The 19,845-nt window shown below is 62.5% G+C and carries 21 protein-coding genes, 1 tRNA gene and 1 other annotated feature; of the genes, 9 read left to right on the forward strand and 13 right to left on the reverse strand.

Annotated features, from left to right (window positions below; genetic code table 11):
* The 9 genes from GXP39_19715 to rplL form a co-directional block, all read left to right on the forward strand.
* Window positions 1-92: hypothetical protein (locus GXP39_19715; protein NOZ30262.1), on the forward strand; the 92-nt coding region annotated here is incomplete at its 5' end.
* 32 nt (window positions 93-124) lie between these two features.
* Window positions 125-289: a 50S ribosomal protein L33 gene (rpmG, locus tag GXP39_19720; protein ID NOZ30263.1), complete on the forward strand. Its 165-nt coding sequence runs from the start codon at window positions 125-127 to the stop codon at window positions 287-289.
* A 55-nt stretch (window positions 290-344) separates the two neighbouring features.
* Window positions 345-417 (forward strand) — tRNA-Trp (locus GXP39_19725).
* A 93-nt stretch (window positions 418-510) separates the two neighbouring features.
* Window positions 511-726, forward strand: a complete 216-nt coding sequence (gene secE / locus GXP39_19730) for a preprotein translocase subunit SecE (GenBank protein ID NOZ30264.1) — start codon at window positions 511-513, stop codon at window positions 724-726.
* Window positions 727-736: 10 nt separating this feature from the next.
* On the forward strand, window positions 737-1,453 hold the full coding sequence (nusG, locus tag GXP39_19735; protein ID NOZ30265.1) for a transcription termination/antitermination factor NusG: 717 nt from the start codon (window positions 737-739) through the stop codon (window positions 1,451-1,453).
* Window positions 1,454-1,526: 73 nt separating this feature from the next.
* Window positions 1,527-1,955, forward strand: coding sequence for a 50S ribosomal protein L11 (gene rplK / locus GXP39_19740; GenBank protein NOZ30266.1), 429 nt, complete (start codon window positions 1,527-1,529; stop codon window positions 1,953-1,955).
* Window positions 1,956-2,018: 63 nt separating this feature from the next.
* Complete coding sequence (locus GXP39_19745; protein NOZ30267.1) at window positions 2,019-2,732, forward strand: 50S ribosomal protein L1; 714 nt, start codon at window positions 2,019-2,021, stop codon at window positions 2,730-2,732.
* 35 nt (window positions 2,733-2,767) lie between these two features.
* Window positions 2,768-2,927: a sequence feature (ribosomal protein L10 leader region), on the forward strand.
* A gap of 388 nt (window positions 2,928-3,315) precedes the next feature.
* Entirely contained in the window at window positions 3,316-3,843 is a 528-nt protein-coding gene (locus GXP39_19750) for a 50S ribosomal protein L10 (protein ID NOZ30268.1), read from the forward strand.
* 74 nt (window positions 3,844-3,917) lie between these two features.
* Window positions 3,918-4,298, forward strand: coding sequence for a 50S ribosomal protein L7/L12 (gene rplL / locus GXP39_19755; protein ID NOZ30269.1), 381 nt, complete (start codon window positions 3,918-3,920; stop codon window positions 4,296-4,298).
* Window positions 4,299-4,424: 126 nt separating this feature from the next.
* On the opposite strand, the gene GXP39_19760 is transcribed toward rplL, so the two are convergent.
* The 13 genes from GXP39_19760 to GXP39_19820 form a co-directional block, all read right to left on the reverse strand.
* The gene (locus GXP39_19760) at window positions 4,425-5,255 is read right to left on the reverse strand and encodes an NAD+ synthase (protein ID NOZ30270.1); all 831 of its coding nucleotides are present in this window, start codon (window positions 5,253-5,255) and stop codon (window positions 4,425-4,427) included.
* A gap of 39 nt (window positions 5,256-5,294) precedes the next feature.
* Entirely contained in the window at window positions 5,295-6,722 is a 1,428-nt protein-coding gene (locus GXP39_19765) for a glycerate kinase (GenBank protein ID NOZ30271.1), read from the reverse strand.
* A 70-nt stretch (window positions 6,723-6,792) separates the two neighbouring features.
* Window positions 6,793-8,151, reverse strand: coding sequence for an extracellular solute-binding protein (locus GXP39_19770; protein ID NOZ30272.1), 1,359 nt, complete (start codon window positions 8,149-8,151; stop codon window positions 6,793-6,795).
* 302 nt (window positions 8,152-8,453) lie between these two features.
* A complete protein-coding gene (locus GXP39_19775) occupies window positions 8,454-9,212 on the reverse strand; it encodes a protein jag (protein NOZ30273.1) in 759 nt (252 codons plus the stop codon).
* A 3-nt stretch (window positions 9,213-9,215) separates the two neighbouring features.
* Window positions 9,216-10,211, reverse strand: a complete 996-nt coding sequence (locus GXP39_19780) for a YidC/Oxa1 family membrane protein insertase (protein NOZ30274.1) — start codon at window positions 10,209-10,211, stop codon at window positions 9,216-9,218.
* Window positions 10,212-10,484 (reverse strand): membrane protein insertion efficiency factor YidD, encoded by a 273-nt coding sequence (gene yidD, locus GXP39_19785; GenBank protein NOZ30275.1) that lies wholly within the window; start codon window positions 10,482-10,484, stop codon window positions 10,212-10,214.
* Complete coding sequence (gene rnpA, locus GXP39_19790) at window positions 10,481-10,876, reverse strand: ribonuclease P protein component (protein ID NOZ30276.1); 396 nt, start codon at window positions 10,874-10,876, stop codon at window positions 10,481-10,483. Before rnpA ends, yidD begins: the two co-directional genes overlap by 4 nt.
* A gap of 28 nt (window positions 10,877-10,904) precedes the next feature.
* Entirely contained in the window at window positions 10,905-11,072 is a 168-nt protein-coding gene (gene rpmH, locus GXP39_19795) for a 50S ribosomal protein L34 (protein NOZ30277.1), read from the reverse strand.
* 651 nt (window positions 11,073-11,723) lie between these two features.
* Entirely contained in the window at window positions 11,724-12,323 is a 600-nt protein-coding gene (locus tag GXP39_19800; GenBank protein ID NOZ30278.1) for a response regulator, read from the reverse strand.
* Window positions 12,324-12,385: 62 nt separating this feature from the next.
* Entirely contained in the window at window positions 12,386-14,458 is a 2,073-nt protein-coding gene (locus GXP39_19805) for a response regulator (GenBank protein NOZ30279.1), read from the reverse strand.
* Between the two features lie 172 nt (window positions 14,459-14,630).
* On the reverse strand, window positions 14,631-15,014 hold the full coding sequence (locus GXP39_19810; protein NOZ30280.1) for a response regulator transcription factor: 384 nt from the start codon (window positions 15,012-15,014) through the stop codon (window positions 14,631-14,633).
* Window positions 15,015-15,533: 519 nt separating this feature from the next.
* Window positions 15,534-16,193: a response regulator transcription factor gene (locus GXP39_19815; GenBank protein ID NOZ30281.1), complete on the reverse strand. Its 660-nt coding sequence runs from the start codon at window positions 16,191-16,193 to the stop codon at window positions 15,534-15,536.
* Entirely contained in the window at window positions 16,165-18,993 is a 2,829-nt protein-coding gene (locus GXP39_19820) for a GAF domain-containing protein (GenBank protein NOZ30282.1), read from the reverse strand. Before GXP39_19820 ends, GXP39_19815 begins: the two co-directional genes overlap by 29 nt.
* Window positions 18,994-19,845: the final 852 nt, after the last annotated feature.

A 19,845-nucleotide genomic window follows, 5' to 3' on the forward strand; every position in this document is an offset into this window, starting at 1 on the left:
TGCCGGTGGCGTTGGAGGCGGGGAGTCGGTTCGCCATTCGAGAGGGTGGTCGGACGGTAGGTGCTGGCGTCATCACCGAGATCATCGAGTAGTGGATCTCATAGCGGACATGGGGTGAAATTTTATGGCGAAACGAGCGATCCGTATGGTGATCACGCTGGCATGTGTGGAGTGTAAAGAGCGGAACTACTCGACGACCAAGAACAGGCGAAACGATCCAGGTCGTCTGGAGTTGAGGAAGTATTGTCCGCGTTGCCGGACGCATACATTGCACCGGGAAACGCGTTAGCGATCGGGATCCGCCCGTTTTCCCATCTGGCGTGGTGGAGATGGGCGGATAGTGCAGGCCAGTAGCTCAATTGGCAGAGCAGCGGTCTCCAAAACCGCAGGTTGCGGGTTCAAGTCCTGCCTGGCCTGCCTGATGGATTTCATCTGGGTAAGACACCGCTTCCGGTTCGCCGGGCGGTGTCTTAAACCGTAAACGGCCAGAAGCTGTATCCTTTGCAGGAGATGATCGTGAGCAGAGCTGCAACCGTTAAGAAAGAGAACGCCATCATCCGTTATCTTCGGGAGACGCGTGCCGAGCTGCGGAAGGTCACCTGGCCCACGCGCGATGAGGTGATCCGCCTGACGTTGATCGTGTTGGCCGTCACCGCGTTTATGGCCATCTTGCTGGGGGCCATTGACTACATTTTTGCGGCTCTGTTCCGATTGATCGTCGGCTAGAAGAGGGGCCATGGCAGAAGACCGGGATGTGCGCGAGGAAGTAGCCGAGGAGGAGCTGCCCCCTGAGGAGGAGACGCAGGAGGTCCCAGAGGCGGAGGGGACGCCGGCGACCGAGGGGGAAGAGGCGGGCGCGTCCGAGGAGGACGGCGAGGAGGAGGCTGCTCCCGAGGAGGAGGATCCGAGGGCGGAGCTGCGTAAGCGCGCCCGCTGGTATGTGATCCACAGCTACTCCGGGATGGAGAATAAGGTCAAAAAGAACCTGGAGCACCGCGCCGAGTCCATGCGGGATCAGGGCGGGGATAAGATCTTCCAGGTGGTCGTCCCGACGGAGGAGCGCATCGAGCTGAAGGATGGCCAGCGGCGCATCGTCGAGCGGCGCGTCTTCCCCGGATACATCCTGGTCGAAATGGTCATGGATGAGGACTCCTGGTATGTGGTGCGCAACACGCCGGGTGTGACCGGCTTCGTGGGCATGGGCAACAAGCCCACCCCGTTAGAGCCGGAGGAAGTCGAGCGCATCATGAAGCGCATCGAGGAAGAGGAGCCGAAGATCGATGTGGACTTCCGGCCCGGCGAGCGGGTGCGCATCACCGAGGGGCCGTTTGCGGATTTCCACGGGATCGTCGACGAGGTCTACCCGGAGAAGGGAAAGGCTCGGGTCCGTGTCTCCTTCTTCAACCGGGAGACGCCCGTGGAGGTGGATTTCTTGCAGCTTGAGCGACAGTAACCCTGCCGCGTGGCGGGATATCGATTCGGTTCGATAGACTGCGTCCATTTCTGTATTCGTTTGGAGATCTCTGATGGCGAAGAAAGTCAAGGCAATCGTAAAGCTACAGGTTCCGGCCGGCAAGGCGAATCCGGCGCCGCCGGTTGGCCCCGCTCTGGGTCAGCACGGCGTGAACATCATGGCCTTTTGCAAGGAGTACAACGCGCGCACGGCCTCCATGGTCGGCGACATCATCCCGGTGGAGATCACCATCTACCAGGATCAGTCGTTCACCTTCGTCCTGAAGACTCCGCCGGCCGCCGAGCTGCTCAAGAAGGCCGCGGGGATTGAGAAGGGCTCACCTGAGCCCAACCGCCAGAAGGTGGGGAAGGTGACGCGATCGCAGATCCGGGAGATCGCCGAGAAGAAGATGAAGGACTTGAACGCCCGGGATATCGAGGCGGCCATGCGCATGATCGAGGGCAGCGCTCGCAGCATGGGCATTCAGGTCGTTGAGGACTGAAGCGGCCTCCGGCCGTGGGAGGGGGTGCCAAGCCCCCGTCAATACCACTAAGGAGTGTAGGATATGCCGAAGCGAGGGAAGAAGTATCGGGCGGTGGCGGAGCTGATCGATCGGGATCGGCTCTACTCGCCCGAGGAAGCGATCGACCTGGTGAAACGGGTCTCTTACACGAACTTCGATGGCACGGTGGAGCTGCACCTCCGCATGGGGGTCGATCCCCGGCATGCGGATCAGCAGGTGCGCGGCGTTGTGGTGTTGCCGCATGGGACGGGCAAGCAGACGCGCGTCCTGGTCTTCGCCGAGGGCGAGGCGGCCCGCATCGCTGAGGAGGCGGGCGCGGATTACGTGGGTAGCGATGAGCTGATCCAGAAGATCCAGAACGGCTGGCTGGATTTCGACCTGGCCGTCGCCGTGCCGCAGGTCATGGGCAAGGTCGGACGTTTGGGGCGGATCCTGGGGCCGCGTGGCCTGATGCCCAGCCCCAGGACGGACACCATCGTCCAGCCGGACGATCTGCCTCGGGTGATCCGAGAGGCGCGCCTGGGGCGTGTGGAATTCCGGGTGGACCGCACCGCGAACATCCACGTGCCCATCGGCAAGGTGAGCTTTGAGAAGGAGCAGCTGCTCGAGAACATGACGACGATGGTGGACGCCATCAACCGGGCCAGACCACCGGCCGCCAAGGGCTCGTATATCCGTAAGGCCTACCTGACGGCCACCATGGCCCCCAGCATCAAGCTGGATCCGGTGCAGGTGGCGGCCATGCGGGTGACATAGCGCCACACGGCGACGTCGCCGGGGTGAGGATACACGGACAATCGCATAGCTCGCTGAAGACAGCAGGTGCGCAAGGGCTTAATCCCGATCAGGGGCCTGCCGAGGCGAAGTGTCGGACATGCGCTTTCGTGTGAGGCGAAAGCGAGATGTTTTGGGCCTTCGTGTCGGCGGCACGAGGGCTTTTTCTTTGGCCATGAGAGCCCGTCCCCGTGGAGCTGGTAGCTGAGGGGCCTTCCTCAACGGCCAGCCCCACAGGGGGAAGTGTGGTGGGGACCTCCCCTCCACGGGAATAATCCCACTTTTCCGACCTGTACCTGCCTTTCTCGGCCCTTCCCGAAGGACTCGGGCCGAGGCCAGGCAGATCGAGGGCAAAAGAAGGGCTTTTTCCGGAGGGGCTCCCCACAGCAGAAGCAACGGCATTTTTCAGCCACACTCTTAGCGCCTGCATGTTCGCGGCGGGGGATGTTCATTCGGAGAGGTCCCCGGCAGGCGTCCCCGATAGCGGATCTGGCCGGGTCAGGCTGGGGGAAGAGGGCGCATCAAGCGGGATCTCCAAAGCATAAGGAGGTGAGGTCATTTGGCTATCACGAAAGAGAAGAAACGGGATCTGGTAGCGAATTATGTGGAGAAGATCGGCCGGGCCGAGATGCTGATCATCGCGGACTACCGTGGCTTGAGCGTGAAGGATATGCAAGAGCTTCGGGGCTCGCTGGCTCCCCATGACGCCGTCCTGCAGGTGGTGAAGAACACGCTGTTCCGGCGGGCCTTGCAGGAGCTGGGCAAGCCGGTCCCCGAGCAGCTTCTGGAGGGGCCGACGGCGGTGGGCTATTGCTTCGGCGATCTGGGGCCGGCCGCCAAGGCGATCAGCGACTTTGAGAAGTCCTCGGATTTCCTGCAGATCCGGGGCGGGCTCTTGGGCGAGCAGATTGTCGATGCGGAGGGCGTTCGGTCGCTGGCCAACCTGCCCCCGCGGGAGGTCCTGCTGTCTCAGGTGCTGGCGGGCATGCAGGGGCCGATCTCCGGCCTGGTCAACGTGCTGGCTGGTACGCTGCGCGGGCTGGTGAACGTGTTGGATGCCCGGCGGCGTCAATTGGAGGAGTCCGCCGCGTGATTCGCGGCAGGCTCACACGACGTTTCACAGCTTTTGTAAGAGAACGTTTTTAACTCAGTAGGGAGGATATACCCATGACGAAGGACGAAATCATCAGCGCGATCGAGCAGATGTCTGTGCTGGAGCTGGCGGAATTGGTGAAGGCGTTGGAGGAGCGCTTCGGCGTCAGCGCGGCCGCTCCCGTGGTCGCGGCCGGCGTCATGCCTGGCGGCGCGGCGGGACAGGCCGAGGAGGTTGAGGAGAAGACCGAGTTCGACGTCATCCTCAAGGAGATCGGCGCCAAGAAGATCAACGTGATCAAGGCCGTGCGCCAGCTTACGCCTCTGGGGCTCAAGGAGGCCAAGGAGCTGGTGGAGAGCGCTCCCACCAAGGTGCTGGAGGGTGTGCCCAAGGAGCAGGCCGAGGAGGCGAAGCAGATCCTGGAGGCCGAGGGCGCTACCGTGGAGATCCAGTAAGATCCACACGGATGCTGCGGATGACCAGGCGGGGCGATCCACGGAGTGTAGGGCGCCCCGCCTTTGTCGTTGTCGGATCGCAGGCCGGGCGTGGGAGCCCGGCCTGCTGGTGGTGGGGATGTACTGTCACACCCCCCAGTCGCGGGCGTATCGGAAGTCGCGGCCGATGGTGCGCCCGCTGAGCTTGGCGATCACGGGGATCGTCCGCTTGTATTGATTGCGTTGCACGATCCGCCACACCCGCTCCAGGAACGCCCGCTCGAACCCCAGCTCCATGGCTTCCTCGATGGTGTATCCCTGATCGAAGAGGAGGAAGAGGGCTCGATCCACCTGCTCGTAGGAGAAGCCCATCTCATCCTCGTCGGTTTGGTCGGGCCATAGATCGGCGGAGGGTGCCTTGGTGCGGATGGGTTCCGGTATGTCCAGGGCCGCCGCCAGCTGGCGCACCTGGGTCTTGTACAGGTCGCCGATGGGATTCACGGCGCACGCGGAGTCCCCATAGAGCGTGGTGTATCCCAACAGGATCTCCGTCTTGTTGCCCGTGCCGACCACCAGGCCGTGCCAGGCCTCCGACAGATCATACAGGATGATCATGCGCTCCCGGGCCATGACGTTCCCGCGCCGTCGTCGGTCCATGTCCGGGAATCGCTCGAAGAGCGGCTCCACCATGGGGGTGATCTCCACCGTCTCACTGGGGACGCCCAGCTGGTCGATGAGGAGTTGGGCGTCGGCCAGGCTGGCCGGGCTTGACGTCCGATAGGGCATGCGCACGGCCAACACATTCTCCGGGCCCAGCGCCAGGGCGGCGAGCGTGCAGGTCAGCGCCGAGTCGATGCCGCCCGAGACTCCGACGACGGCCTTCGTGTATCCCACCTTGGCCAGCTCCTCACGGATGAAGTCCGTCAGGATGCGCTGCACCAGATCGGTATCGATCTCCAGCGCCTTCTGGATATCCATTTTGGCTATCTTCATGATCATCCGACTTGCCTCGCAGTGTCAATCAAGCTTCGGTGATGGCCAGGCCATCGCGAAGATCAGATCATTCACGTTGGTGTTGGTGGGGCCGGTGATGATCAGATCGCCCAGTGCCGAGAAATAGTGATAGGAGTCGTTGTCCGCCAGTGCGGCCTCGGCGTCCAGCCCCAGCGCCTGGCCGGCGCTCAGCGTCTGCCCGGTGGCTACCGCGCCCGCCGCGTCGGTCGGGCCGTCGGTTCCATCCGTCCCCAAGCTGGCGATGGCCACGTCCGGCCAACCGTCCAGCGCCAGCGCGGCCGCCAGCGCCAGCTCCTGATTGCGCCCTCCTTTGCCCTGCCCGCGCACGGTGACCGTCGTCTCGCCGCCCAGGATCAGGCAGGTCGGCCGGGGCAGCGGCTCGTTCGTCTGGGCCTCCTCTTTGACGAGCCCGGCACACACCCGGGCCACCTCTCGCGCCTCTCCCTCCACGAATGTGGTCAGCACCAGCGTCGAGAACCCCAGCGTTCGGGCGCGATCGGCGGCCGCGTGGGCGGCGATCCGATTGTCGCCTACGATGACGTTCTGAACCCGTTGGAAGCAGGGATCGTCCGCCTTCGGAGTGTCCGGGATCTCGCCTGCCATCCCCCGGCGGAGATGGGCGATGATGCTGGCGGGGGCCTGCTCCACCACGCCATAGCGCTCCAATACGGCGTACGCGTCGTGGAAGGTGCTGGGATCGGGGACCGTGGGGCCGGAGGCGATCACGTCCAATGGGCTGCCGACCACGTCTGAGAGCATGAGCGTGATCACGGTGGCCGGGGCCGCCTGACGCGCCAGTTGCCCCCCCTTCAGCGTGGAGCAGTGCTTGCGCACCGCGTTGACCTCGTTGATGGTGGCGCCGGAGCAGAGCAGCAGCTCGGTCAGCGCCTGTTTGTCCTCCAGGGTGATCCCCTCCGCCGGGGCTGGCAACAGAGCGGATCCGCCGCCGGAGATCAGGCAGATGACCAGATCATCTGGGCCCAGATCTCGCAGCCAGCTCTGCAGGTGTTGCACTCCGGCCAGCCCGGCCTCGTCAGGAACCGGATGCCCGGCCTCGATCAGCTCGATCTGAGGAGGGACCGCGGCGCGGGAGGAGGCGGGCGGGGGATCGCCGCCGCGGCCGAATCGCACCTGCCAGGAGCCTGCCGCGGCCGTATGCCCGTATTTCACGATAACCGTCCCCCCCGTGATCCGATCGCCCAGGATCTCGGCCACGGCCGCGGCCATGGGGGCGCTGGCCTTCCCTCCTCCGATCACGATCACGCGCCGGAAGGCGTTCAGGTCGTAGGTATGCCCATCGACTTCCAGGATGTGATCGTGGCGACGCATGTGGCGTCGTATCGCCTCGGCCGGGTCCACCGCGGCCAGGGCGGCGGCCATGATCTCGATCAACTGCTGACGGCGATCTGCGCGAAGCGTCTCGGTGTTCATGGGCGACCTCCACGGATACCTCTGCTGCCTCTGATGAGGCCTCTGGTGTGTGCCTGGATCGGTCGGATCGTCATGGGGTGATCTCCGCGAGCACCTCTGTGACCGCCTGTTCGGGCGTGGTGCGGCCGGTGATGACCTCTCGTTCCGCCCACTGCAGCGCGCGGGAGATGGCGGTGAAGGCCTCGTAGTGCGGGCGGGGTTGGGCGGCCTCCAGTTGCCAGCGGACGAAGGAGACGTAAGGGTCCTCCTCGTCCCAGAGCGCCAGGGCGGCGCGACGGGTGGGCAGCCGATGACTGGCCAGCGTCCAGGTTCCCATGTGCTCCGGCTGCAGGAGCCAAGCGATCAGCCGGGCGGCCGCTTCCCGGCGTTCCGGCTCTCGGGCGGTGATGGCCAGCATCCACCCATGGCTGATGGTCACGGTTCGGCCGTCCCACGTCGGCGTGGTGGCGTATCTCACCCATCCGGCCTGGGGCCGGGTGCTCATGAACTGTGAGGCGCGTACTTGGGCCATCTGGACCTCGCCGTCCAGCAGAGCTGCCCAGCACGCGCTCGTGTCTGGCAGTGCCAGCACGAGCTCCGGGATGCGATCGCTTTGTCGAGCGGTCGCCAGGAATTCCAGCACGCGGCGCAGCGCGAGGGCATCTACCGGGGGATCTGCGGCCGGGTCGAAGCGGCCTCCCGCCCCCAGGTATTGGATCAGGAAGTGATCGTTCACCCGCCCTTCCTCCATCGCCCCGGGGATCGCATAGGTGACCTGGCTGGAGAGGAGCTCCTCCCACGTCTTGGGCGGTGTGGCGATCACGCGGCTGTCGTAGGCCATGTGCTCGACGTCGGCGTCCCACTGGAGGCCGAAGAGCTCATCGCCGATCTGTCCCGCCTGCTGTGCGAAGGGAAACAGATCGTTTCGGATCTCGTCGGACACGAGGGAATCCAGGGGGTGCAGCAGCCCCGCCCGGGCGGCGATGGCCAGCTCATCGCTGTGGATGGTGACCAGGTCGGGCAGCACGGAGGGCGCGGCCGCGGAGGCCGTGCGCAGGAAGTCCAAGATGCCGCCCTTGCCGAAGGGCTTCTTCAGGACCACGTGCACGTTCGGCTCCCCCGTCTGCTGGGAGAAGGCCTGGAGTTGCTCCTGGAGCACCTGAGCGGCGGGCGAGTCCGAGAAAGGCCCCGGCGCGTGGTCCTCCGGGGTCCACCAGACCAGCGATCGGACGGGGCGGCGGGACGACGACGGTGTGGGCGTGGTCGCGGGCGGCGTCGACTGCCGGATGACCTCGCCCGGGGTGGGGGTGGACGGAGGGAGGGTGGTGGGACGTGATGAGGGCCGATCGGATCGGCCGAAGGGCACGTCGCAACCCACCAACGTCGAGACGACGAGTGCCAGGCACGCGAGGATCGAGATTAGAAGTCGATCACGCCGATGGTGGCTCACGGTTTTCCTGCCCTCCCAAGAGCGTGTCTGAGGAATCCCGTTGCTCCTGCCATGGGAAGCCCCTCCGGAAAAGCCTTCCTCTCCGCCTCCGCTCTGCCCGGCCTCGGCCCAGGCCTCTACGGGTCGGACGCACTCGAAGAGACGCGGCCCCAGTCCGCTCGCTCATGTTGGCACATATGACGAGGTGGACGATCCGTTTCCACATGGCGGAGACGTGGTCCCGCTTTGGAGCAATCCGATAAAGGCAAGCCCTGGATTGGCGCGATCAATCCAGGGCTTGTGTGGGTCCGTGATCTCCTGGGTTAGCGGGCTCGGATGGTCACCCTGCGATGTTCGCCTTCCCCGATGCTTTGCGTGATGACGTCTGGGTGGTCTCGTAGCGCCAGGTGGATGATGCGACGTTCGCGAGCGGGCATGGGCTCCAGGCGGACCGGCTTCCCCGTGCGGACGACTCGCTCGGCCATGCGCAGGGCCAGTTGACGTAGCTGCCGCTCTCGGCGCGTCTTGTATTCCTCCACATCCACTACGATATTCACCCAGCGGCGCCGGCGATGGTTCACCATCAGCCGGACGATGTACTGCAGGGCCGCCAGGGTGTCCCCGCGTCTTCCGATGAGGATGCCCAGGTCATCCCCCTCGATGTTCAGGATCAGGGGGGCCTCCTGTTGTTCTTCTTGCTTCTCCCCCTGATAGCCGCGTACCTTTGCCCGGATACCCATGCGGTCCAGTAAGCCCTGGAGCAACTCGCCGGCCTCGGCCAGGATCTCCTCCGCCTCGGCCGGGGTCGCGATGGGCTCCTCCTCTGGCGCCGCGATCTCCTCGGGGGGCGATTCCTCCACAGGCTCCGGAGCCTGCTCCTGCGGCTCTGGGGCCTGTTCCTGCTGAATGGGGATCAGCCGCACTCGGGCATCCTGGGCTCCGATCCCCAGAAGCCCGCGACTGCCCGGATGGATCACCTCGACCTCTACCTGGTCGCGTCGCAAACCTAGAGCGGCCAGGCCAGCCTCGATCGCAGCTTCCACATTCTTCCCGGTGAAGATTTGATCGGATGCTTCTGTCATAGGCTATTTCCTTTTGCGACGACTGCGTCGAGAGCGCTTGGTGCTACGAGATTTCGCCGGTGCGCTTTCTGGCTGGACGTCCGCGGGGGATGCCCCCTCCGCTTTCTCCCGATCCTGATCCTCCTGCGTGGAGGGCGCCTTCCAGCCCCCCCATCCGGTGACGAAGTACTGCTGGACGATCTGGAGGATGTTGGAAGTGACCCAATACAGGCTCAGCCCGGAGGGCAGCGTCAGGGTGAAGTAGGTGAACATGATGGGCATGAGCAACATCATCTGGTTGGTGAACGATTGTTGCGGGTCGCTGGGCGTGGTCGTCTGCGACATCTTCTGCATGACGATCTGGGAGATCAGGAAGAGGACGGGTAGCACCATGAAGCCCAGCAAGTCCCCGTATCGTCCCTCGCTGATGAAGCGCATGATCCAGCTGATGCCCTGATCCGGCGTGGGGAACGACAGGTCGGGGATCACGAAGAACCGCTGATTGGTGAGCAGCCCCAGGCCGGCCAGCCGGTACAGCGCGGCGTACAGGCCGAACAGAATGGGCATCTGGACCAGCAGGGGGAGGCAGCCTCCCAGAGGGTTGATACCCGCCTCTTTATACAGCTCCATTTGGGCTTGCGCCAGACGTTCACGATCCTTACCATATTTCTTCTGGAGCTCCTGCAGTTTAGGTTGGAGCTCCTGGGTGGCCTTCATGGAGCGCAGCTGCGTGAGCGTCAGCGGCAGCGTGAGGATCTTGATGATGATCGTGAACAGGATGATGGCGAAGCCGTAGCTGTATGGGATGCCCAGACCGCTGATGATGTCGTTGAGGAAGATGAGCGCATTGGTCAAGGGAAAGACGATGAGCGTCTGCCACAATCCCTTTGGGGGCTCGTTGGGGTCGATGGGGCCCCTTTGGACACCGCATCCTGCGAGCAGCAACGCGATGCCGATGAGCAACAGGATAAGGAGCAGGCGTGTATATCGCGATCTGGATGTTGGGTTGGAGTTCTTCATCTAACGGCTAATCTCCCTCTGTTCGGCCGCCTGGTGATGTGACTGGCCCTGGACTGGGAAGGAAATCGGGACGGGATCGTACCCGCCGGGATGGAGCGGATGACAGCGCGACAGCCGCTTCAGTCCCAGCCAGCCGCCTCGTAACACACCATAGCGCTCGATCGCCTCATACGTGTATTGCGAGCAGGTGGGCGTGAACCGACAACTCGGTGGGAGGGCCGGGGAGATCACGCGTTGATAGAAGCGAATCAAGCTTAGGATGGCTCTCTTCATTCCTGACCGCCTGCCGCGTTTGTGGCTTCCTCGGTGGGCGGCGATGAGTGATGATCCGTTGTCAGAAGCTGCGCCCGCCGTAGCAGGCGGGCGCAGGCTGCTGCCACATCTGAATAGTCCGCTTGGGCAATGGGAGGGCGGGCGATGAAGACGACATCCCACCCCGGCCGAATCTGTGATTGCATCAGGCGAACTGCCTCGCGTAGCCGCCGTTTCACGCGATTTCGCCGAACGGCTGAGCCGACCCGTCGGCTGACGGCGAACCCGAACCGGCTGTACGGTAGATCATTGGGCAGGGCGCGGAGCACAACCAGCGGGTGTGACCACGACCGTCCCTCTCGCCGTACCTGCCAGAACCGCTCCCGATCGTTGAGCCGATAGCGTCGCTTCACCAGCCGTTACACGTAGCGAGCGCCGCGCTCAGGCGTAGTTGCGCTTGCGCGGCGATAGGCGTACGGTGAGGCGCTTGCGTCCCTTCAACCGGCGGGCTTTCAGCACCCTGCGGCCGTCCTTGGTCGACATTCGCTTGCGGAAGCCGTGGACGCGCAGCCGGCGGCGTACCTTGGGCTGCCATGTACGTTTAGGCATGCGTCTCTCTCCTGATCAAAGGCCCGGACCCACGTCCGACCTGGATACTGGCAAACAAACGCGGGGTAGCACATCGCCACCACCGCTTGACGGTTGATTATACCGCTGGGCATGGGAGCCGTCAAATTTCCGCCGCGTAAGGGGATGGCGGGGGGTGGGGGGCAGGCCGTGGGGGAACGCTCGATCGCCCTGTGCGCTCCAAGCGCGTGTCTGGGCGATGCCATTGCTTCGGAGGGGCCTCCCCTCCACGGAAACCCTGCTTTTCCGGCCTGCACCTGCCTTTCTCGGCCCTTTCCGCAGGGATCTGAGCCGGGGCCGGGCAGGTCGAAGGCGGGAGAAAGGCTTTTTCCGGAGGGGCTCCCCACAGCGGAAGCAACGGCGTTTCTCAGACACTAAGATAAAGAGAAGGCAAGAATGCGGTATGGGAAGCTTATGAGTGTAAGAGAGGCCTCGATACACTCCTTTTGATACACCCCTTGGTGCCTCAGTGGCTTCGTGGTGTGTTTTTCAGACACGCGCAAGGGGCGGTCGCGCGAAAAGCGAGGATCAAACGGGGATGTTGTGGCGGCACAGCGGATCTGCGCCGCCACAACACCCCGTGGCGTCCTTCCCATCGAGGTTATGCGGATGATGTCGCCGACTTGTCGGGGCTTATGAGGAGCCCTTCTCCACTTTCCCCATCTGGTGGGCCAGGACGATGGCCCAGGCGATCTCTTTCATGGATTTGCGGTTGTCCATCGCTGTCTTCTGAAGCTTGCGAAATGCCTCAGCCTCCGTCAGCCCCTGTTGCTCCATCAGGATGCCCTTTGCCCGGTCGATCAACTTGCGAGTCTCCAACGCCTGACGCAGCCTGTCCGCTCGCATCTGGACCTTGATGAACTCCCGATAGCGTGTCAGCGCCACTTCAATGGCGGGCACCAGATGTGCCTCCTGAACCGGCTTGATCAGGTATCCCACGACGCCGGCTTTGCACGCCCTCCGAACCAGGTTTCGCTGGCTGTATGCGCTGAGCAACACCACCGGAGCGATGCGCTCCTCCGTCAGTATTCTGGCCGCCTCGATCCCGTCCATACCTGGCATCTTGATGTCCATGAGCATGATATCCGGTTTTACCTCTCTCGCCAGGTTCACCGCGCTGTAGCCGTCTCCAACCTCGCCCACGACCAGATAGCCGAGGCCCGTCAGCATCTCACGAAGGTCCATCCGGATCAACGACTCGTCGTCGGCGATCACGACACGAGTCTTTCCCATCGTTGATTCCCTCCTGCGATGAGTTTCGTAACATCATGCGTCTATGCACTTCTTGCTTGGCTTCACGTGCCATCGTACCAAAGGCCCCCGTTCCGGACCGCGTCGTCGGTTGATAGCTCGCGTGGGTGTGCGAGCTGCGTGGGGGCATACGCGGGTTCTGCCACTGGCAGGGTGATGTGAAAGGTGCTCCCCTGGTTCTTCCCTTCGCTCGTCGCCCAGATCCGTCCCCCGTGCCTTTCCACGATGCGCTTACACAGCGCCAGCCCGATCCCCATGCCGCTGAACGTCCGCGTGGAGCTCCCGTCTACCTGGAAGAACGGCTGGAAGATCCGCTCCAGCTTGTCTGCAGGGATCCCGACTCCTTCGTCGGATACGGTGATCACGATGTTCTTGCGATCTCTCCGTGCACATATGCGTACTTGCCCGCCGTTGGGGCTGAACTTGGCCGCGTTATCCAGCAGGTTGTCGATCACCTGATTGAGAAGGCGGATATCGCCCTGGATCGCAGGTAGATTGGGGGCGATCTTCAAGCTCAGGTGGATGTTGATGGCCCGCCCGCGTTTCCTCCAGTTCGCCACCGCCTTTTCCAGCCAGGTTGTTGGGGATAGACGTGTCTTCCGGCAGATCCTGGAGTTTATGGTTTGCAGCACCAGCAGCCGTTCGATCATGAAGTGGAGCCGTTCGCTGTTCCTGAAGGCGATCTCTACGGCGTTCTTCTGCTCTGGTGATAGAGGCCCCAGCATCTCCTCTTTGAGCATCTCGGCGTATCCCCGAATCAGCGTGAGGGGGGTGCGTAGCTCATGGGAGACGTTTTGGATCATCTCCTCCTGGGCTCGCAGCGCCTCCTTGAGCTGTTCGTGGATCTGCTTCAGGGTGGCATACAGCTGGCTGTTGGCGATCGCCTGGGCGGCCTGGCTGGCCAGGCCCTCCAGCAGTGCCAGCTCATCCGCGGTGAACTGGCGCACTTTGCCGACGGTGGTGAGATTCAGGGCGCCGACCGGCTGTCGATCGCGCTTCATGATGATGCTCACGAGAGTGCGGAGGTTCAACTGGGCGATCAGATCCGCGTGTGGCAGGTCCGGGATGGCTTGCACGTCGGGGATGATGATCACCGACCCGGCCTCATGGGCGAGCGCTTCATAGAGCTGGTTCTGTATGGGCTGGCACATCGTCTCCCATCCGGCGGGGAGCCCATGGCCGCCCGCGCAATGCCAGACCTGGCGCTGTGGGTCGTAAAGGTAGAGGGTGACGATGGGCACCCTCGTCACGCGGGAGGCCTCCTCACAGACGGAGCGAAGTACCTCCTGCAGGTCCAGCTGAGCGTTCAGTCGCTCGGCGGTGCGCACCAGCGTCCGAGTGATGGCAACCTGGCGCTGGATCCGCTTGGAGGCCTGCTTGCGATGGGAGATATCGTGCAGCTGGATCAGGTAGGATGATTCCCCTTCCCATTCTATAGCCGTTGCGATCGCCTCTATAGTGGTTGTCGTCCCATCCCTTCGCGTGAGCTCAATCTCAGTCCCATGGCCGTTCTGTATGGGGATATCGAGCCGCTGCCCCACGAGCTCCTCCACGGGACAGCCCCACATGCGGGCGGCCGCCGGATTGGCGAACCGGATGGTGTTCCCTTCCCCCACCATGAGAATGCCTTCAGCGACGTCCTGAATGATCGCCTCGATGGTGCCTAACCGTTTCCGGGTCGTGGCCAGCGAGGATTGCAGCTGGCGTCGTTCCACCGCGTAGCGGATCACGCGCATCAGCAGGGGAGCGATCAGATGGCTTTTGTCCAGATGATCTTGCGCTCCCAGTCGGATCGCCTGTATGGCCAGCGGCCTGTCTCTGGGCTCGGCCAGGACCACGACCGGCACCTCTGGGGCGTGGGCCTGAATCGTGTGAAGGGCCTCGAGCCCCTGGCTGTCTGGTAGATGGAGATCCAACAATACGACGTCGACTTGCCTGGTTTTCAGGTGCCCTAACCCGGTGGTGAGCCGATCGGCTTGCTCTAGCACGAAGGGAGCGTTGATTTCCCAGGCCTGGGTTAACGCCCCCTGAATCCGCCGACGGTCTTCGGGATCATCCCCGATGTGTAGGATTGTGATCGCCCGCTGGCCACTCTTTTCGTCCGCTTGCCCGCTCATTCCGTTCTCTCCGAAACCTTCTCACGGAGCATCATGTGTGGTTTCCCGCATGGGAGGGGGGAGTGTTCCTGTAGGCCCCCGGTCTGCGCCTTCCCCGTGGCTCGATGCAGAGTCGCTTGTGGAAGGCCGATGGACTCATCAGCCTGTGTTGTAAAAATCCAGATGAGCTCTCTTACTCCTCACTTGTATCAGCAAGTCTCATGACGCGTTGGATCTCCGGGATCAGGGCTTTGGCCATGGAGGACTTGACCACGTATCCGTGGGCGCCGCGACTTTGTGCTTCCTCTCGATAGACCCGCTCGTCAAAGATGGTCAGCATGATGACTTTGATGGCCGGCGATTCCTGCCTGATTCGGCGCAGGGCTTCTAATCCGCTGGTTCCTGGCATCTGAATATCCATCAGCACGATATCCGGCTGGAGGGCTCGGGCCTTCAGGATGGCCTCCTCGCCATCCGATGCCTCGCCGATGACCTCGATTCCGGGAGTGGAAGCCAGGAAACGCTTTACGCTCTGGCGGAAGCCGATGTGGTCATCCGCGATCAATGCTCGTGTCATTCGCTCTATCGCTCCTGTTCGACTGCTGTCGGGCTGCCGTTGGGGGACGGCTATCCCGTTCGCCGAGACTTCCGGGCTGTGGCGAAGGGGTTGGGCCCTGGGTTTTGTCAGATACGATGAATGACGGACGACCACGGATCACCACCACTTTTCGTTCCCGACATGGATGCCCCCTTGGGGCGATGTATGGATTGCTCGGCACGACGAACCATCTATCTCTAGCATATCCGCTGCGACGCTCTTGCGCCATTGGCGAAACGCCGATTTCGCAAAGCAAAAGGCCCTATTTCGCTTAGGGCCTTTTGCTAGGATAGCGCCGTACTGGGTTGTAGTTGTGTAGGAAGGGAGCTTTCGTTCCGGAAGCCGGGAGGATGGGGGGCTCTCCATTAAAACAGAGATCCCTTTCCTGCCCTTATCTGCCTCTCCAGGCTCCGATGGAAACTTGGGCCGGGCTCAGGCAGGCAAGGGACGGAAAGGGGAGTGTTCTGTCTCTGCGGGCGCTATGGGGATCATAGATGATTATGCGTCGGAACGGATCACCCCCTTCCGGATAGCATATCGGACCAGCTCGGCCGTGTTGTGGACGTCTAGCTTGCTCATCAGGTTGGTCCGGTGAGCCCGGACCGTCTTCTCGCTGATGTGGAGCAGCTGGGCGATCTCCCGTGTGGAGTATCCTTCGGCGATCAGTTGCAGGACCTCTCGCTCTCGATCGGTCAGCTTGCTGTAGCTGTTGGTCTCCGTCGCGGCCGTAGCCCCGCGCAGGTAGGCCTCGATGACCGTCCGGGATATGGCGGGACTGAGGAAGAAGTCGCCGTGGTGGACGGCCCGGATCGCGGAAACGAGATCGGATACGGCGGTATCCTTCAGCAGGTATCCAGAAGCCCCGGCCTGCAGGGCCTGGAGCACGTGTTCCTCGTTGGCGTGCACGCTCAGGATCAGGACTTTGACCTTGGGGAATTGCTGTTGGATGCGGCGGGTCGCCTCCAGGCCGTTCAGAAGGGGCATGGAGATATCCATCAGCACAACGTCTGGGTAGAGCTGCTCTACCTTCTGTAAAGCTTCCTGCCCGTTGATGGCCTCCCCTACAACCTCGATATCCGGCTCGCTTCGCAACAACGATTCCAAGCCTTGACGTACGATGGTATGGTCCTCAGCCAGCAGCACCCGTACTTTGTTCATCTTCGACGCTCCACGGGATTTCGATGAACAGTCGGGTCCCCCGCCCCGGCCGCGATTGTATATCCACATGTCCTCCTAAAAAGGTGACTCTCTCTTGTATTCCCAACAGGCCCAGCCCGTGTGGCAGGCCCTTGTACCGCATGATCTCCTCTGTGTCAAATCCTTGGCCGTCGTCCTCGATGAGCAATGTAACGGTGGAGGCTTTTCTCTCCAGACGGATGTGCACGTGACTTGCCTGGGCATGCCTGGCGACGTTGGTCAGGGCCTCCTGCGCCACGCGGTAGAGAACGGTCTCCACCTCCGCGCTGGGCCTCTCGTCGAAATCGATCACCTCGAGGTCGATCTTCGCGTCGAGCCGGCTGGCGTATCGGTTCAGGTACCAGCGCAGCGCGGGGACCAGGCCCAGATCGTCCAGGATGGCGGGGCGGAGGTCCAGGGAGAGCTCGCGCGCCTGCTCCAGCGCCTGTTGGCTCAGCTCCTCAAGCTCCGTCAGCATTTGCCTGACGGTTGGGGGCGTCTCCGAGGGCAGAAGCTGCTCCAGGGCGGCCAGGTTGATGCGGATCATGGTCATGATCTGCCCGATCTCATCGTGCAGCTCCTGGGAGATGCGCTTGCGTTCCGCCTCCTGGGCGTAGATCAATTGTCTGGATAGCATCTCCAGGGACGAGCGTTGTCCCCGGATCACCTCCATCTGTTGGGCGTTCTGAATGGCGGTGGCCAGGCTGTCGGCTACCTCGCGAGCGATGTCGGTCTGTTGTGAATCCAGGGCCACCGGCGTTTCCATTCCCAGGAAGAGCGCTCCGATCAATTCCTCCTGAGCGATGAGGGGAACGATCACGAGGGCTCGCAGCGCCTCGGCCCATCGGGACTGCAGCGCCGGTATCAGCTGGTGCGGCACCGCGAGGTCTTTTAGCACGTAGATCTCCCCTCGCCGGAGCGTTTCCAAACACTCTTGGAGCTCGGAGAACGCGCCCAGGGGGACGTTATGGGTGTCCAGGGCGACGGGCTCCCCGCCGTGTCCTACGGCCAGCGTGTTCACGGTGTGGGCCTCGCCGCTGGGGACCACGACGCCGATCACCGTGCAGGGCAACAGCCTCGGCACGTGTTGCGTGACGATTTGGGCGATCTCCTGTAGGGATCGCGCCGTCAGGATCGCCTGATCGATCTCGTGCAGGACCTGCAACCGTTCAACGTATTGTTGCAGTGCTCGCTCCGCCCGCTTGCGCTCGGTGATATCGCGAGAGATGACGATGGCGTGGGTGACCTCCCTCCCGTCGCTGCGGAAGGGGTAGTAGGCCACATCGAAGCAGCGCAGCCCCAGGGTAGGGAACTCGAACCAGCCCTGATGGCGCACCTCTTTTCCGGTGAAGCACTCGTCCAGGAGCAGCTTGATCGCCGTGTTGAAGCGTTCCTCCCCCCAAACCTCGGCGATGGTGCGGCCGACGATCTCATCCTGCTCCTTGCCGTGCGCGCGACAGTACGCGTGGTTGGCCGCCTCGTAGACGTAGTCTCGGTTGACCAGGGTCATGAACTCGCCGGAGGTGTTGACGATGGCCTCGTAGCGGCGCCACATCTCCTCCAGCTTCTGACGCCCGGCGATCTCGGCCTCCAGCTCCCGGTTGATCTTGGAGAGCTCCTGGGTGCGTTCGGCCACGCGACGCTCCAGCTCGGCTGCCCAGGCCTGGGCCTCCTGGTGGAGTCGGGTGTTCTCCAGGGCGATGGCGATCTGGTTGGCGAAGGTGGCCACGACCGGTACGTCGGCCTCCGTCAGGTCCGCGCCACCCATCGCCAACAGGCCAACCGGCTTGCCGTCGAGCATCAAGGGTGCGCAGATGCTCTGTTTGATCTCCAGCAGGCTCACCAGCCGAGAGGCAAGGGGGCGCAGGTGCCGGGGAAGGGCCTCGGCAACGAGTTCGATGCTGGCCTCCCGATCCCTGAAGACCGCTTCCGGCTTGGCGAGGATCTCCTGGTAGGGGCTCCCGGGAAGCAAGGGGAGGCGGAAGTCCTCAGCCGCGAGGCCGGTGAGCTTTTCCAACGCCCCCGCGAGGGAAGGATTGAGACTTCCCTTTGGAATAATCAGATGTTCTTGATCCTCGGCAACGATCAAGATGATGACGTGGTAGCTCAATTTGGCCGCCTCATCGGTCACAACCTGGAAGATCTCCTCTTGCGTGTGTGCCCGGAGGACGGCTTGGGAGACCTGGCTGAGGGCCAACAGCAGGCGACGGCTGTGAGCCGTCTCCTCCAGAGCGCGCCGGAGCGCTTTCTCGGCTTGTGCCCGATCGGCCAGTGCCTGCTGGAGTTGTTCATTGGCTTGGATCAGTTCATCCGTGCGTTCAGCGATGTGACGTTCCTGTTCCTGGGCGTGACGCCGCGTCTTTTCATGCAACCAGGCCCTCTCCAGGGCGATCGCCGTCAGGTCGGCGAAGGACTGGAGCACCTGTATGCGCTCGTTGGGGAAGTCCCCTGGTTGGGCGCTGTACACGTTCAGGGTGCCCAGCACCCTGTCGCCGGTACGCAGGGGAAAGGCGGCGGACGAACGGAAGCCGCGCTTCAAAGCCTCCTCGCGCCAGGGCTCGAAGGCCGGGTCAGTCGCTATATCGTTTGCAACGGCCGCTTGTCTGGTTCGGATAGCTGTGCCGGTGGGTCCTCGCCCTGTAGGACCGCGATCTTGGGTGATCCGGAGAGCATCCAGGTAGTTTACCTCGGCGCCATAGGCTTTGGCAGGATGGACATCAATGCTGTTCGCATCGATCAGTCCTACCCATGCCATCTTCAGCCCAAAGCGTTCCACTGCCATCCGGCAGCTCGTTTCCAGAATCTCCTCCGCACTATGTTGGCCGAGATAGGTTTGTGAGACTTGACAAAGCGTGATCAAATCTTGCACTTGTTGGTGTGAGATCCCCTTTGCTCTCTCTCGTTTGTCCATTTGTAGCTATCACCCTCATCCTCACGTTACATCTTGAGGGTGTGTTCTCTGTCTCCTGTTGTTTTGATCGCCAGCCAAGGCGTATGTCGTTTTGCATGCGGCTGTTGCGTGCTGTGATGCTATGATGAGTTCTCGGCTCTGAAGGTTACAACGTGTCAGCGATAGGGGACGAGACTGTCCGCATGCCGTTTATGCTTAAGGGTATCTCCTACGCTGCATGAGAATGATCCCTGGTCCTTTTTCGCGGTTGTGGCTTGCCACATAAAGGCAATTGGGCGATGAAGGGCTACGTCGTATCCGCTAGAACCCTACGGGGGTTTCAGATCCGGAAGCGGAGGATACCGCTTGGCGACTTGGAACGGGGAGAGAATCAGTATGAATCCGCGCGGAACCTCATGGTCCCTGCTCATTGGCGCCTTCCGTGATCGGGGCTCCCCGATCCTGGCCTTTGATACACGCCAGCGATGAAGGGCATCAGGGGCATAGGATTGCCCCGAAACGGAAGTGGCAAGTCGTCGTACCTTCCTTCTCATCCCGCAACAATTGCGTGCTATTCCTTTCTCCTTCACCCCATTTTCGATGACATTCTCTAGCCCCATTTTACTCGCTCTGACGTGGTTGTCAACGCGTCGTACGTTCATAAGTTCTCTTCTTATCTGAGAATATATGCAAGCGTAAGGTTGCACAGGATACGCCCCGGCTCGTGGCGCGTTTCTTCCTCAC

Source organism: Chloroflexota bacterium (genome assembly GCA_013152435.1).
Lineage (GTDB): Bacteria > Chloroflexota > Anaerolineae > DUEN01 > DUEN01 > DUEN01.

Bases quoted from the DNA above. Each gene is read 5' to 3' on its own strand.
- rpmG (NOZ30263.1), top strand. From the start codon at position 125: ATGGCGAAACGAGCGATCCGTATGGTGATCACGCTGGCATGTGTGGAG.
- secE (NOZ30264.1), top strand. From the start codon at position 511: ATGATCGTGAGCAGAGCTGCAACCGTTAAGAAAGAGAACGCCATCATC.
- nusG (NOZ30265.1), top strand. From the start codon at position 737: ATGGCAGAAGACCGGGATGTGCGCGAGGAAGTAGCCGAGGAGGAGCTG.
- rplK (NOZ30266.1), top strand. From the start codon at position 1,527: ATGGCGAAGAAAGTCAAGGCAATCGTAAAGCTACAGGTTCCGGCCGGC.
- GXP39_19745 (NOZ30267.1), top strand. From the start codon at position 2,019: ATGCCGAAGCGAGGGAAGAAGTATCGGGCGGTGGCGGAGCTGATCGAT.
- rplL (NOZ30269.1), top strand. From the start codon at position 3,918: ATGACGAAGGACGAAATCATCAGCGCGATCGAGCAGATGTCTGTGCTG.
- GXP39_19760 (NOZ30270.1), bottom strand. From the start codon at position 5,255: ATGGATATCCAGAAGGCGCTGGAGATCGATACCGATCTGGTGCAGCGC.
- GXP39_19765 (NOZ30271.1), bottom strand. From the start codon at position 6,722: ATGAACACCGAGACGCTTCGCGCAGATCGCCGTCAGCAGTTGATCGAG.
- GXP39_19775 (NOZ30273.1), bottom strand. From the start codon at position 9,212: ATGACAGAAGCATCCGATCAAATCTTCACCGGGAAGAATGTGGAAGCT.
- GXP39_19780 (NOZ30274.1), bottom strand. From the start codon at position 10,211: ATGAAGAACTCCAACCCAACATCCAGATCGCGATATACACGCCTGCTC.
- yidD (NOZ30275.1), bottom strand. From the start codon at position 10,484: ATGAAGAGAGCCATCCTAAGCTTGATTCGCTTCTATCAACGCGTGATC.
- rpmH (NOZ30277.1), bottom strand. From the start codon at position 11,072: ATGCCTAAACGTACATGGCAGCCCAAGGTACGCCGCCGGCTGCGCGTC.
- GXP39_19800 (NOZ30278.1), bottom strand. From the start codon at position 12,323: ATGGGAAAGACTCGTGTCGTGATCGCCGACGACGAGTCGTTGATCCGG.
- GXP39_19805 (NOZ30279.1), bottom strand. From the start codon at position 14,458: ATGAGCGGGCAAGCGGACGAAAAGAGTGGCCAGCGGGCGATCACAATC.
- GXP39_19810 (NOZ30280.1), bottom strand. From the start codon at position 15,014: ATGACACGAGCATTGATCGCGGATGACCACATCGGCTTCCGCCAGAGC.
- GXP39_19815 (NOZ30281.1), bottom strand. From the start codon at position 16,193: ATGAACAAAGTACGGGTGCTGCTGGCTGAGGACCATACCATCGTACGT.
- GXP39_19820 (NOZ30282.1), bottom strand. From the start codon at position 18,993: ATGGCAGTGGAACGCTTTGGGCTGAAGATGGCATGGGTAGGACTGATC.